The organism is Corallococcus silvisoli (assembly GCF_009909145.1).
GTDB lineage: Bacteria > Myxococcota > Myxococcia > Myxococcales > Myxococcaceae > Corallococcus > Corallococcus silvisoli.
On record NZ_JAAAPJ010000001.1, the window covers coordinates 1,111,962 to 1,125,365 of the forward strand.

Here is a 13,404-nt window from a genome sequence, read left to right on the forward strand (position 1 = left end):
GATTGTGGCGGGGGCCGTCGTCGTGGTGTCTGGCCTTCGATGTGGCTCGAGAGCGGAATGCCTTGCACGGTCGTCACCCTGTTGCTGCTGTGTGGCACCGCCGCGCTGGGCGAGCCGCTCACGCTGCGCGCGGCGCTCCTCGAGGCCCGGAGCCAGGCCCCCGCGCTCGCGCAGGCCCGGGCACAGGAAGCCGTGGCCCAGGGCGAGGAGGCGCTGGCCCGCACCTATGCGCCGGTGACCCTGTTCCTGGCGGGCGGCGGCAACGACCCCCACTGGGCCGTGGGCCTGACCCAGAAGCTCCCCTTCCCGGGGGCCCGGTCCGCGCGCGTCCACGCCGCGGAGCTGTCGGCGCGAAGCGCAGGGGATGATCGCCGCGCGAGCGAGGCCTCGGTCCGGGCGGAGACCCGGCGCGCGTACTTCTCCCTGCTGCGCGCCCGACAGCTCGTGGAGGCCGGCGCGCGGGCCCTGGCGCTCGCGCGCGAGTCGGAGGCCGCCGCGGCGCTGCTCTTTGAAACCGGCGCGGCTCCGGAGCTGGACCTCCTCCAGGCCCGCATCGCGCGCGGCACCGCGGAGGTCCAGGTGCTCACCCGTCAGGGCGACCTGACCGGCGCCGGGGTGGCGCTGGCGCTGCTCCTGGGGCGGACGCCGGGTGGCGTGTTGGAGCCGGTGGATGCGCGGACGCCGGACCTGCCCTCGTTGGACGCGGTGCTGGCCCTGGGCTCGCGTGCTCCCGCCGCCGAAGCGCGACAGGCGGAGGTGGCGGCGGCCGAGGCGACCCTGCGGGCGACGCGGCGGGAGCGGTGGCCGACCCCCACGGTGGGCGTCTCCATGGAGGGGGACGGTCCGGCGGGTCGCCACGCCTTCCTCCGGGGCGCGCTCGCCCTGGAGATGGTCCTCCCCGGCCTGGGGAGGGGAGAGACGGTGCGGGCGGCGGCGCAGTTGGAGGCCGCCCGGGCCCGCCAGGACGAGGACGTTCGTTCGCGGAGAACGGAGCTGGTCGCGGCCCACGCGAGGCTGGCGGCCGCGGTCGCCAGCCTCGCGCTCTACACGCGGGAGATCCTCCCCGCGGTGGAGCGGACGGAGCGCATGGCGCTCGAGGCCTACCGCGCCGGCCGCAGTCCCCGGGTGGCGCTCAACGCCGCGCTCCAGGCCGCGACGGACACGCGGACGCAGGCCATCGACGCCGCCTTCTCCGCCCAGTCCGCGTTCGCGGACCTTGAACTCGCGGCCGGGGTCCCCCTCGATGAGCCCTAGACTCCCATGGCTCGGCTGTCTGCTGGTCACCGTCGCGGCCTGCCAGCGCCCGCCGCCGGAGGAGGGCGCGCAGCCGCTGCCGCGCGTCCGCGTGGCCCCGGTGGCTCCGGGCCAGGCCGTGCGCGGTCTGCGAGTCACCGGCCTCTTGTCCGCGCTTCCCGGGCGCGAGGTCCGGCTCGCGCCGCCCGTGCCCGGCCGGCTGTCGTTGCTGCGCGTGGCCGAAGGAGACCGGGTGCGCGCGGGAGAGGTCCTGGCGCAGGTGGACCTGGGGCCCGCCACCGCGGAGCTCCAGCAGGCGGAGGCCACGCTGAAGGAGGCCACGTCGGCGCTCGAGGCCGCTCGGGAGAAGCGCGCGCGCACGGACGTCCTGGTCGACCGCGGCGTGGCGGCCCGTCAGGACGCGGAGCAGGACCGGAGCGCGGAGGCCGCCGCGCGCTCCGCGGAGACGCGGGCCCGCAGTGCCCTGGAGCTGGCCCGGCGCGGCGTGGGCCGCACCGCGCTCCAGGCCCCCTTCGACGGCGTCGTGACGACGGTGTGGGTGCGGCAGGGCGAGATGGTGGATGCCTCCACGCCCGCGGTGGTCCAGGTCTCCGCGACGGATCCGCTGGAGCTGCGCGCGTTCGTCACCCAGCAGGAGGCCGCGGCGCTCCGGCCCGGCCAGCGCGCGAGCCTCCGCGTCGAAGGGCTGGCGGGTGCACGCGAGGGCGAGGTCACCGCGGTGGCCCCGGCCGTGGACGCGCTGAGCGGCAACGTGGGGGTCCGCCTGCGCTTCGCCAACCCGCGCGACGACCTGCGCCTGGGCGGAGCCGCCTGGGCCCACGTCGTCCTGGAGGACCTGGGCGCCGCGCTGGCCGTGCCGTCCTCCGCGCTCCTCCCCCAGGAGGACGGGGGCGTCGCGGTCGCGCGGGTGGCGGACGGCCGGGTCCACACCGTGCCGGTGCGCATCGTGTCCGAGGACGAGGGCCGGGCCGTCATCCAGGGGCCGCTCGCGGTGGGCGACCCCGTCGTCGTGGAGGGCGGCTACTCCCTCCCGGACGACGCCGGCGTGGAGGTCCTGCGGTGACGTGGCTGGCGCTGTTGCGGCGCAACGCGCCCGGGGTCGTGGTGCTGTTGGCGATGCTGACGTTGGCGGGGGGGCTTGGCGCCCTCCAACTGCCCGGCGGGCTCTACCCGGAGGTGTCCTTCCCCCGCATCGTCGTGGCCGCGACGCTGAACGGCGCCAGCGCGCAGATGATGCAATTGACCGTGACGCGCCCGGTGGAGGAGGGCCTGTCCACCGTCATCGGCGTGCGGCAGGTCCGCTCGAGGACCCTCCGCGCGGCGTCGGAGATCTCGCTCTGGTTCGACTCGCGCGCGGACATGGAGCGGGCCCTGGGGCTGGTCAACGCCCGGCTCGCGGAGGTGCGGGGCGCGCTGCCCCCGGACGCCACCCTCACCGCCGAACGGCTCACCCCGTCGTCCTTTCCCATCCAGACCCTGGCCGTCACCGGCACGGCGTCGCAGGCCCGGATGCGGGACTTCGCGCTGGGGACGCTGCGCCCCGCGCTGGCGGGCCTCCCGGGCGTGGGGCGCGTGGACGTGGTGGGCGGCGACGTGCGCGAATGGAGCATCACCGCCGACGCGCAGCGGCTGGCGCAGGCGAAGCTGGACCTACCCACGCTCGCCACGCAGGTGGGCAGCGCGCTGATGCTGGAGCCCGCGGGCCGCGTGGACGTGCACTACCAGCAGGAGCTGGTGGTGGTGCGGGGACCGGTGGACTCGCCGGGGTCGCTGACGGCGCTCGTGGTGGGGGGCACCCCCGACGCGCCGGTGCGGCTGGGGGACGTCGCGCGCATCGAGGAGGGACACGCGGACCGGCTCTCCCTCACGTACGCGAACGGGCGGCCCGCGGTGCTCGTCAACGTGGGGCGGGGACCGGGCGCGGACGCCGTCGCCCTGGCTCGGGGCATCCAGGAGGAGCTGGCGCGGATGCGGGGGGGCCTGCCGCCGGGCATCGCCATCGAGGTCTCCTATGATCAAGCCGGGCTCATCGCGCGGTCCGTGGCCCATGTGCGCGACGAGGTCCTCCTCGGCGGGCTGCTCACGCTGGGGGTGGTGGGCCTCTTCCTGCGCTCCTGGAGGGCCATGACGGCGGCGGCGGTGGTGCTCCCCGCTGCCCTGGCGATGACGCTCGGCGCGCTCTGGCTCACGGGCGGGACGCTCAACCTGATGTCGCTGGGCGGGCTGGCGGTCGCCATCGGGCTGGTGGTGGACGACGCCGTGGTCGTGGTGGAGGCGGTGTACCGGCGGGTGTCGGCGGGCATGGAGCGGTGGACGGCCACCGCGGAGGCGCTGGGGGAGATCGCCTGGCCCGTCACCAACTCCACGCTCACCACGGTCGTCGTCTTCGCGCCCCTGTCCCTGCTGCCCGGCGTGTCCGGTCAGTTCTTCTCCGCGCTGGCCTTCACCCTGTGCGCCGCGGTGCTGTTCTCCCTGCTGCTGGCCCTCACGCTGACGCCGCTGCTGTGCGGATGGTTGCTCGTCGCGCCCGGCACCCACGCCCCGCCGGCGCCCTCCCTCCCGGAGTTCCTGCGCGCGCGGTGGCGGCGGAGGCCGGGCGTGCTCGTCGCGGGCGTGGCGCTGCTCACCGTGCTGCTGGCGGTGCTGGGCCATGGGGTGGGGACCGGCTTCCTGCCGGAGCTGGATGAGGGCGCGTTCGTGGTGGACTACTTCACGCCGACGGGGACGTCGGTCGCGGAGGCGGACCGGCTGGGGCGCGCGCTGGAGGCGGTGGTCGCGGGGGTCCCGGAGGTCGTGGGCACCAGCCGCCGGCTGGGCGCGGAGCTGGGCCCTCCGGCGGCCACCGAGTCCTCGCGAGGCGACCTGACCGTGTCGCTCTCTCCCCGGCGCACGCGCCCGGGGCCCGCCATCATCGAGGAGACGCGCGCTCGCGCCGAAGCCGCCCTCCCGGGCGTGCGCCTGGAGTTCGTCGAGCTGCTCCAGGACATGCTCTCCGACCTGGAGGGCGCGCCAGAGCCCGTCGAGGTGAAGCTGCTGGGCCCGGACGTCCAGGTGCTGCGGGGCTTCGCGCCGCGAGTGGCCGAGCGGCTCCAGGACATCCCGGGCCTCGCCGACCTGTTCGACGGGGTCGCCGGCTGCACGCCGGAGGCCCACCTGGAGGTGGACCTGGTCCGCGCGGGCCGCCTGGGCCTCACGACGCGGGACGTGTCGACGCAGGTCCGGACCGCGCTTTTGGGGGAGGTCGTCGGGACGCTCCCCCGCGAGGGCCAGCCGGTGGACGTGCGCGTGCGGCTGCGCGACGCGGACCGCCTGGAGCCCCAGGTGCTCCAGCACCTGCGGCTGCGGACCCCGTCGGGGGTGGAGGTCCCGCTGACGCAGGTGGTGCGCGTGAGACAGCAATGCCTGCCGTCGGAGCTGCGGTCCGACAACCTCCGCCCGCTGGTGGCGGTGACGGGGCGGCTGGAGTCGCGCGACCTGGGGAGCGTCACCGCCGACGTCCAGGCGCGGCTCGCCACGCTGACGCCGCCAGCGGGGGTGGACGTGCGGCTGGGCGGGCAGCACCCGAGCCAACGCGCGTCCTTCCGCGCCCTGGTGCTCGTGCTGCTGCTGGCCACGCTGAGCGTCTTCCTGGTGCTGACGTTCCACTTCCGCGGGGTCGTGCTGCCGCTGCTCATCCTGGGCGCGGTCCCGGTGGCCCTCGCGGCGGGCATCGCCTGCCTGCGGCTCACCGGCATCCCCCTCAATGTGTCGTCGTTGATGGGCTGCATCCTGCTCGTGGGGCTCGTCGTGAAGAACGGCATCCTCCTGCTCGACCGGGCGGAGGAGGGCCTCGCCGAAGGGCTGCCGGCCGCGGAGGCCGTCGCGACCGCCACCGCCGTGCGCCTGCGCCCCATCCTCATGACCACGCTCGCGACGCTGCTGGGACTCGTCCCGCTCGCGCTCGGCCTGGGGGAGGGCGGCGACCTGCAACGCCCGCTGGCCGTCACGGTCCTGGGGGGGCTCGCTCTGTCGACTTTCACGGTGTTGGTGGGCCTGCCCGCGGCCTACGCGTGGGTGCGCCGTGATTCCCCTGCGAAGATGAAGGCCCGATGAAAACTCTCTCAGACAGCCCGTGGCGCGCGGACACGGCCAACCCGCATCGGGCATGAATCAGGACATTCCCCGCGCACCGGAGCACTGATGCCCAGGCGGCCCTTGGGGACGAGAGGATACCTGATGCCTCGCACGTCCGAGCGGACCTCCCAGGCCCGTGGGTGGCCCTGGGGCCTGGCGGCGACATGCGGGCTCATCCTCTTGAGGCTCGCCTACGCGGCGCGGGTGGAGCTGGCTCCGCAGGAAGCCTATTACTGGCAATACACGCGCCACCTGGACTGGTCCTATCTGGACCATCCCCCCATGTGCGCCTGGTGGATGGCTTTGTCCGTCCGGCTCCTGGGGGACTCGCAGGTCGCCCTGCGCCTGCCCGCCATCCTCTCCTCCGCCGCGCTGAGCTGGGTCCTGTACTCCCTGGGCAAGCGATTGTATTCGCCGGCGGTCGGCATGCTGACGGCGGTCGCCGCGAACGCCACGGTCCTCTTCGGGCTGGGGGCGGTGGTGATGACGCCGGACGTGCCCCTGGTGCTGTTCTGGGCCGCCGCGCTGCGGGTCCTCTGTGAGCTGGTGCTCCCGGACGGGCGGGGCCCGGGGCGCTTCGGCTGGCGCTGGTACCTGCTGGGCGCGCTCTGTGGGGGCGGGCTGCTGTCCAAGTACACCGCCGCGCTGTTGCCGCTCCAGGTGCTGGCCACGGCGCTGGTGACGCCCCGGGGCCGCGCGGCCCTGCGCACCGCGCATCCCTACGCCGCCTGCGTGCTCATGCTCGCGGTGTTCTCACCCGTGCTCGTCTGGAATCAGGCGCATGGCTGGGCGTCCTTCGCGTTCCAGACCACCGGCCGCGCGAGGACGGTGGATGGCTTTCACGGCTACCTCGTCGGCCGCTATCTGGGATTGCAGGCGGTGGCCGTGGGGCCGCTGCTCTATGTGGCGTTGCTGCTGACGGCGGGCGTCCTCGTGCGCCAGGCGTGGCGGGGGGATGTCCGCGCGCGGCTGCTGGGAGTCGCCAGCGTGCCGGGGCTCGCCGCGTTCACCCTGGTGAGCCCGCTGCATTGGGTGAAGATGAACTGGGTGGCGCCCGCGTACCTGGGGCTGATGGTGGCCGCCGCGGCGGGGGCGTGGGCCCTGCGCCAGCACCGGGCCGTGCGCGGCTACGCGGCGCTGAGCGTGGGCGTGGGCGCGGTGCTGATGACGGGCATGTACCTGATGCCCCTCTGTCCGTGGATTCCCTTCCGCGAGCGCGACAACCTGGTGAGCGGTTGGCGCGAGCTGGCGGACGCCGTGCAGCGGCACCGCGAGGCGGCGGGCTCCCCCGCGCCCCTGGTGGTGGGGTGGGGCTACAAGACGGCGAGCGAGCTGGCCTACTACCTGCCCGGCCGTCCGGAGACGCAGTCCGACTCCGCGCTGGGCGGCGACGGGCTGGCGTATGGCTTCTGGCTGGACCGGGTGAGCCCCGGGGTGGACGCCCTCGTCGTCGAGGACGCGCGCCAGCCGCTGCGCGACGCGGCCACCCGCCTGGAAGCGCACTGCGGCGCGGTGAAGGAGCTGCCCTCCGTGACGGTGCACCGCGGCCCGCGCCCGGTGACGACGTTCAGGGTGTGGTCCTGCCAGCGCTGGCATGCGCCCCGAGAGGTGGCGGTCCGTCAGCCGCCCCCGGCTTCGGCAGGCGGAAGGTGAAGCGGCTCTCGCCGTCGCTCCGCGCGTAGTCGAGCGTGCCGCCGTGGGCCTCGGCGATGGTGCGCGACAGCGCGAGCCCCAGGCCCGTGCCTTCTCCGGTTCGTGACGGGTCCGCGCGAGCGAAGCGCTGGAAGAGCCGCGCCTGGAAGGCGGGGTCCACCCCCGGGCCGTCGTCGCCCACGGTGACCTGGACCCCGGCGTCCGTCGCGCGCACCTCCACGCGGATGCGTTGCCGGGCGTGGCGCAAGGCGTTGGAGAGCAGGTTGTCCAACACGTGGGACAGCAGCACGGGGCTGCCCTGCACCGTCGTGGGGTTGCCCTGGAGCTCCAGCGTCAGGCTCCGGGAGCGCGCCGCCAGGTGCTGCTCCGTGCGCTGGAGGGCGCCCTTCGCCAGGAGGAACAGGTCCACGGGCTCCGCCTCCAGGACCCGGGCGCCGGCGTCCGCGCGCGCGAGCTGAAGCAGCTCATCCACCAGGTGCGTGAGCCGGCGCGTCTCGTCGAGCACGACCTCCAGCGTGCGGCGGTACTCCGCCGGCGCCCGGTCCCTGCGCAGGCTGACCTCCGTCTCGCCCAGGATGACGGTGAGCGGCGTGCGCAGCTCGTGCGCGGCGTCAGCGGTGAAGGAGCGGATGCGCTCGAACGACGCGCGGGCATCCGCGAGCAGCTCGTTCAGCGTCGACGCCAGCGTGTCCCACTCGTCGCTCGTCCCCCGGACGGGGAGCCGCAGGTCCAGCTCCGAGGCCCGCGCGACGCGGACCCGGTCACTGGCTTCGCGCAGCGGGGCCAGCGCCCGGTCGGCCAACCTGCCCCCCAGCGCGAGGGACCCCACCACCGCGAACGGGATGCTGAGGAACATCGCGCCCAGGGCCTGCAACGCCTCGTCGAAGATGCCCTCCGTCAGCCCCAGGCGGGGGTCCGCGCGGTGCTCGAGCCACTCACCCGTGGCCAGCACCGCCGTCACCAGCGCGCCGTAGAGGAGGAGGGTGCCCAGGACGGAGCTGGCGAAGAAGAAGGTCAGCTGGCCGCGGAGCGTGCGCGGGCGCTTCATCCGTGCCTCCGGAGCACGTAGCCCACCCCCCGCACCGTGTGGATGAGCCGGGTGGGGAAGGGCGTGTCCACCTTGGCCCGGAGGTAGCGGATGTAGACCTCCACGACGTTGGAGAAGGTCTCGAAGTCGTGGTCCCACACGGCCTGGACGATGCGCGTGCGCGAGACCACCTCGCCCGCGTGCTCGAGCAGGAACTGCAGCAGGGCGTACTCGCGGGCGGTGAGGGGGATCTCCACGCCCGCCCGGACCACCTTCCGGGTGGTGGGGTCCAACGTCAGGTCCGCGTGGGTCAGCAGCGGGGTGGCGCGGTTGTCCACCCGGCGGAGGATGGCGCGGATGCGCGCCAGCAGCTCGTCGAAGGCGAAGGGCTTGATGAGGTAGTCGTCCGCGCCCGCGTTGAGCGCGCTGATGCGGTCCGCGACCGCGTCTCGCGCGGTGAGCATGAGGATGGGCGTGGTGTCCTGCTTCGCGCGCAACGCCCGAAGCAGCTCCAGCCCCGACAGCCCTGGGAGCATCCAGTCGAGGATGATCAACGCGAAGCGCTCGTGGCGCATCAGCTCCTGGACCTGGGCCCCGTCCGCGCACTCGCGCACGCGGAACCCCTCTTCCGTGAGGCCCCGCGCGATGAAGGCCCGGACTCGCAGCTCGTCTTCGACGATGAGGATGGACACGATGGGATTCCTAGCAGCCTGCCCCGGGAGGGGCGGCGGGGGAGTGGCCGTCGCGGGGGAACGACAGCCGCAGGTGGGCCCCTTCCGTCGAAGGAAGGAACTCCGCGTGGGCCCGGTGGGCCCGTGCGACGAGCGCCACCAGGGACAAGCCAATGCCATGGCCCTGCTTGCCGGCGCGGGCGCTCGGCGTGCGGTAGAAGGGCTCGAAGACTCGCATCGAGTCCTCGCGGGCGATGCCCGGTCCCTCGTCCCGGACCTCGAGCCGCGTGGCGTCCGGGGTCTGCTGGAGGGACACGTGGACCCGCCCGCCGTTGGAGAACTTGAGGGCGTTCTCCACCACGTTGTCCACCAGCTGCCGCAGCAGGTGGCCATCCCCCGGGATGACGCCCGGGGTCCCGGCCTCGAAGTCGACGCGGCGCTGCTCGCCTTCGGGCAGTGAGCGCAGGGCGTCCTCCACGATGCCTGACAGGCTCACCGGCTCGAGGAGCTCCAGCGCGCCCCGCGTCCCGTCCGCGAGCACCAGCAGCCGCTCCACCAGCACCCCCAGCGACACCACCGTCCGGTGCATCCGCTCCAGCGCCTGGGCGGTGTCCGGGGGCTGGGACAGCTCCGCCTGCAGCTCCAGCTCCGCCCGCAGCGTGGTCAGGGGCGTGCGCAGCTCGTGCGCGGCGTTGGCGGCGAAGCGGCGGGACTGGTCCAGCGCCTCCTGGAGGCGCGTGAGCAGGTCCACCAGCGCGGCGCGCACGGCGTTCACCTCGCTGTAGCGGGCCGGGGCGTGGAGCGGGGCGGGGAGGGGGCCGCCGGGCTCGATGCGCGAAAGCTCCGCGCTCAGCTCCGTGAGGGGCCGCGCCGCCCAGCGCGCCACGCGCCGGCTCACGCCCAGGCTGAGCAGGGCCGCGCAGCCCGCCGCGAGCAGGGCGGCCAGCGGCAGGGAGAGCCGCAGCAGGGGGATGCTCTCCAGGTTCTCCCGCGCCACCGCCAGCCTCCCGTGGGCCATCACGCCGCAGGACCGTATGCCTGACTCGGCCGGGAGCGGGGACCAACCGCAGCCCGAAGCGACGGGGATGCCGGGCGCGCCGCCCAGCCGCCGCTCCCCGGAGAACAGGGCGATGTGGATGCCGAAGGCCGCCAGCTCCTGCTGCTCGGACTGGGCCGCCGCCCCCGCCTCCGCGTCCGTCATCCCGGCCACCTCCTCCACCAGGTCCACCGCCGCGTCCCGCAGGCGCCGGTCCTCTCCCTCCAGCAGCAGGTGGTAGGCAATCAGGCCGGTGGCCGCGGCCGTGAGCGCGCTGCTGGCCAGGGTGACCGCCAGCATGGCGCGCGACAGCCGGCGCACCATGGAATCCCGAGGGAGCCCGTCGTCAGCCCTGTCCAAGGCCATACCCCTCGCCGCGCAGCGTGCGCACCACGTCGTCGCCCAGCTTGCGGCGGATCCTCCCCACCAGGACCTCCAGGCTGCTCGCGGCCCCGGCGGAGACCTCGCCCCAGACGGACTCCAGCAGCGCGTCGCGGCCCACCACGCGGTCCCCGTGCGCGGCCAGCGTCTCCAGGATGGCCCACTCCTTCGCGGTGATGGGGACGGCCGCGCCGGAGCGGAGCGCTTCCCTCCGGCCGAAGTCGAGCACCACGTCGCCCCGCTGGACGCGGACCGTGCCCGTCCGCTCCCTCCGGCGTCCGACGGCGCGCACCCGCGCCCGCAGCTCCGCGATGGCGAAGGGCTTGCCCAGGAAGTCGTCCGCGCCCGCGTCCAGCCCCTCCACCCGCTCGTCCACGCGGTTGTGGGCGGTGAGGATGAGGATGGGCGTCTGGAGGCCGTCCGCGCGCAGCTCCCGGCAGAGCGAGAGCCCGGAGCCATCCGGCAGGCCGATGTCGAGCACGATGACGTCCACCGCGTCGACCAGCGCCTGCCGCGCCTGCTCCACGTCGGCGGCCTGCCGGACGACGTGGCCGTCGCGCTCCAGCGCCTGGGTGACGAGGGCGCGGAGTTCCTGATGGTCATCGACGACGAGGACGCGCATGGCGGTTTTCCCGGCCGACCTATAGCACCGGCGAGCGGCCTCCGGCCCATGGGCTCCGGAGGCCGTTCAGCCGCCGTTCAACAGGGGCTGGCAGGGTCCGCGCATGTCTTCCCGGTGCAGGCCCCGAACGCCCGCTGCTCGCATGATGGTGCTCACGTGGCTCCTGATGGCCACGGCCTGCGCCACCTCGCCCTACGACCGGGCGTGGGTGTCCGCGGAGCTTGGCTCGCTCGCCGCCCCCCTCGGGCCGGGCGTGGACACCCCCGCCTCCCTCCCCCCGGGCGTCGAGGACGCGGAGCCGTTGGACGAGCGGACCGCGGTCGCCGTCGCGCTCTGGAACAGCGCCGCGCTCCAGGCCGACATGGCACAGCTCGGCGTCTCGCGCGCCGACCTGGCCGAGGCGGGAGCGCTCCCCAACCCCACCTTCTCCCTGCTCCTGCCCGTGGGGCCCCGGACGATCGAGTCCTCGCTGCTCCTGCCGCTGTTCTCCCTCTGGCAGCGCCCGGCCCGCGTCGCCGCCGCGAAGGCCCAGGTGGAGCAGGTCGCGCGCGGGCTGGTGCAGAACGGGCTGGATGTCGCCAGGGACGTCCGCGTCGCCCACGCGGACTGGGTGCTCGCGGAGGGACGGCGCGTGGCGCTCGAGGAGCTGTCGGCCCTGTGGTCGCGGACGCTGGAGCTGGCCCAGGCGCGCTTCGAGGCCGGTGACGCCAGCCGCACGGAGATGGACGCGCTGCGCGCGGAGACGCTGCTGGCGGAGGACACCGCCCGGCGCTCGCGGACGGACGTGCTGCTGGCCCGGGAGCGGCTGCGGCTCTTGATGGGCGTGGTCCAGAGCCCGCTGTTCGCCGCTGCCCGCCCGCGAGGGGCACCCCTGGAAGCCAAGGCCCCGCGGCCGCTCCCCGACCTCATCCAGCTGGCGCAGGCCGCGAGGCCCGACGTGCTCGCGGCGGAGCTGGGCATCCAGATGGCGGGAGGCCGGCTGGGCTGGGAGAAGTCGCGCATCGTCAACCTGCTCGCGCGGTTGGACGTGAAGCCGTCCACGTCCGCGAAGGGCTCGCCCCAGGCGCTGTGGGTGCCGGGCGCGCAGCTGGAGCTGCCGCTCTTCAACTGGAACCCGGGCGGCGTCGGGCGCGCGGAGGCGGAGCTGATGCGCGCCTCCGCCCGCTACGTCCTGCTGAGGCAGCAGGTCGCGAACGAGGTCCTCGTGGCCCGGGAGCGGGTGCTCCAGTCCGCCGCGTCACTCCAGGCCTTCGAAGCGAACATCCTCCCGGCGTTCACCTCCGCGAGCGAGGGCGTGCGCAAGTCCTTCGACGCCGGGGATGCGCCGTATGTGTTGGTGCTGGACGCCCTGCGCCGCCTGGCGGACGCGCGGCTTCGCACCCTTGAACTCGAAGCGGACCTGCGCCGCGCGCTCGCCCAGCTGGACCGGGGGCTGGGCAAACAGGGAGTGGCCCATGAATAGGCATGTCCGGCTGGCCGCCGTCGCCGGTGTCGTCGTCTCCTGCCTCGCCTGCCGGGATCCAAAGCCCGCGCCCGCGCCCCCCGCGGCTTCCGTGAGCGCCCACGTGGCCGAGGCCTCGTTGGCGACGGTGACGCTCCAGCCCCAGGCCGAGGCGCGGCTGGCCCTGCGCGTCCAACCCGTGGAGAAGCGGAAGGCGCCGCGGCGGCAGGTGCTGGGCGGCGAGGTCGTGGTGCCGTCCGGCAACGCCCTGGTGGTGACCGCGCCCGTGGCGGGCGGCGTCGCGGCGGAGGGCGCGACGCCCGCGCTGCGCCCCGGGGCCCCGGTGAAGCGAGGCGATGTCCTGTTGCGGCTGGTGCCGCTCGCCACCGTGGACCGGGACCTGCTGGCCCAGGCCCGCCGGGCGGTGGACGCGGCGGCGGCCCGCGACGAGGTCGCCGCGGGGCGGCTCGCCCGGACGGAGCGGCTGCTGCGCGACGGCGCGGGGACGGAGCGGGCCGTGGAGGAAGCGCGCGCGGAGCGGGCCGTCGCCCGGTCGGAGCTGGAGGCCGCGCGCACGCGGATGGAGCTGGTGAGCCGCTCGCCGCTGGAGTCGGACGTGAGCCTGCGGATCCGCGCGCCTCGCGACGGCGTCCTGCGGCAGGTTTCGGTCGCGCCCGGCCAGTCCGTCACTGCGGGCGCGCCGCTCTTCGAGGTGGTGGGCGTCACCGCGAACTGGGTGCGCGTGCCCCTCTTCGTCGACGAGGCCCCCCGCGTGAAGCCAGACGTGCCCGCGCGCGTGCACGCGCTCCTGTCGGGCCGGGACGACGGCGTGGAGGCCCTGCCGGTGATGGGGCCCCCCAGCGCGGATCCGGTCAGCGCCACGGTGGACCGGTTCTATGAGCTGCCCGCCGCCGCGCGCTTCGCGCCGGGCCAGCGCGTCGCGGTGTCGCTGCACCTGGAGGAGGACGCGGAGCTGCTGGCCGTGCCCGCGTCCGCCGTCGTCTACGACGCGCTGGGCGGGGCCTGGGTCTACGCGCGGCAGCAGGACCACGTGTACGCCCGCGTCCGCGTGGACGTCGTGCGCCTGGAGGGGACGGACCTGCTGCTGGGCCGGGGACCTCCGGAGGGCACCCCCGTCGTGGCCGTGGGCGCGGCGGAGCTGTTTGGGACCGAGTTCGGCGCGGGCCACTGAGGAAGACCGGGTTT

10 protein-coding genes are annotated in these 13,404 nt (G+C 75.0%); 6 read left to right on the forward strand and 4 right to left on the reverse strand.

Features of this window, described 5'->3' with window-relative positions; all coding sequences use genetic code 11:
- The first annotated feature begins 57 nt into the window (after positions 1-57).
- From GTY96_RS04440 to GTY96_RS04455, 4 genes are all read left to right on the forward strand, one after another.
- Positions 58-1,254: a TolC family protein gene (locus GTY96_RS04440; protein ID WP_161663936.1), complete on the forward strand. Its 1,197-nt coding sequence runs from the start codon at positions 58-60 to the stop codon at positions 1,252-1,254.
- A complete protein-coding gene (locus tag GTY96_RS04445; RefSeq protein WP_161663937.1) occupies positions 1,244-2,317 on the forward strand; it encodes an efflux RND transporter periplasmic adaptor subunit in 1,074 nt (357 codons plus the stop codon). The genes GTY96_RS04440 and GTY96_RS04445 overlap by 11 nt, the downstream gene beginning before the upstream one ends.
- Positions 2,314-5,346 (forward strand): efflux RND transporter permease subunit, encoded by a 3,033-nt coding sequence (locus tag GTY96_RS04450; RefSeq protein ID WP_161663938.1) that lies wholly within the window; start codon positions 2,314-2,316, stop codon positions 5,344-5,346. Before GTY96_RS04445 ends, GTY96_RS04450 begins: the two co-directional genes overlap by 4 nt.
- A gap of 123 nt (positions 5,347-5,469) precedes the next feature.
- The gene (locus GTY96_RS04455; protein WP_161663939.1) at positions 5,470-7,020 is read left to right on the forward strand and encodes a glycosyltransferase family 39 protein; all 1,551 of its coding nucleotides are present in this window, start codon (positions 5,470-5,472) and stop codon (positions 7,018-7,020) included.
- Here the strand turns inward: GTY96_RS04455 and GTY96_RS04460 are convergent.
- Genes GTY96_RS04460 through GTY96_RS04475 form a run of 4 tightly spaced genes read right to left on the reverse strand, consistent with a single transcriptional unit; the run spans position 6,935 to position 10,757 of the window.
- Positions 6,935-8,068 (reverse strand): sensor histidine kinase, encoded by a 1,134-nt coding sequence (locus tag GTY96_RS04460; protein WP_161663940.1) that lies wholly within the window; start codon positions 8,066-8,068, stop codon positions 6,935-6,937. The two genes, GTY96_RS04455 and GTY96_RS04460, sit on opposite strands and share 86 nt — an antisense overlap.
- Positions 8,065-8,739, reverse strand: a complete 675-nt coding sequence (locus GTY96_RS38520; RefSeq protein WP_143898756.1) for a response regulator — start codon at positions 8,737-8,739, stop codon at positions 8,065-8,067. The genes GTY96_RS04460 and GTY96_RS38520 overlap by 4 nt, the downstream gene beginning before the upstream one ends.
- 10 nt (positions 8,740-8,749) lie before the next feature.
- Positions 8,750-10,078, reverse strand: a complete 1,329-nt coding sequence (locus tag GTY96_RS04470; protein WP_161663941.1) for a sensor histidine kinase — start codon at positions 10,076-10,078, stop codon at positions 8,750-8,752.
- 22 nt (positions 10,079-10,100) lie between these two features.
- Entirely contained in the window at positions 10,101-10,757 is a 657-nt protein-coding gene (locus tag GTY96_RS04475; protein WP_143898758.1) for a response regulator transcription factor, read from the reverse strand.
- Between the two features lie 142 nt (positions 10,758-10,899).
- Here GTY96_RS04475 and GTY96_RS04480 point away from each other — a divergent pair, with 142 nt between their 5' ends.
- Positions 10,900-12,219, forward strand: a complete 1,320-nt coding sequence (locus GTY96_RS04480) for a TolC family protein (protein ID WP_161663942.1) — start codon at positions 10,900-10,902, stop codon at positions 12,217-12,219.
- On the forward strand, positions 12,212-13,390 hold the full coding sequence (locus GTY96_RS04485; protein ID WP_161663943.1) for an efflux RND transporter periplasmic adaptor subunit: 1,179 nt from the start codon (positions 12,212-12,214) through the stop codon (positions 13,388-13,390). The genes GTY96_RS04480 and GTY96_RS04485 overlap by 8 nt, the downstream gene beginning before the upstream one ends.
- Positions 13,391-13,404: the final 14 nt, after the last annotated feature.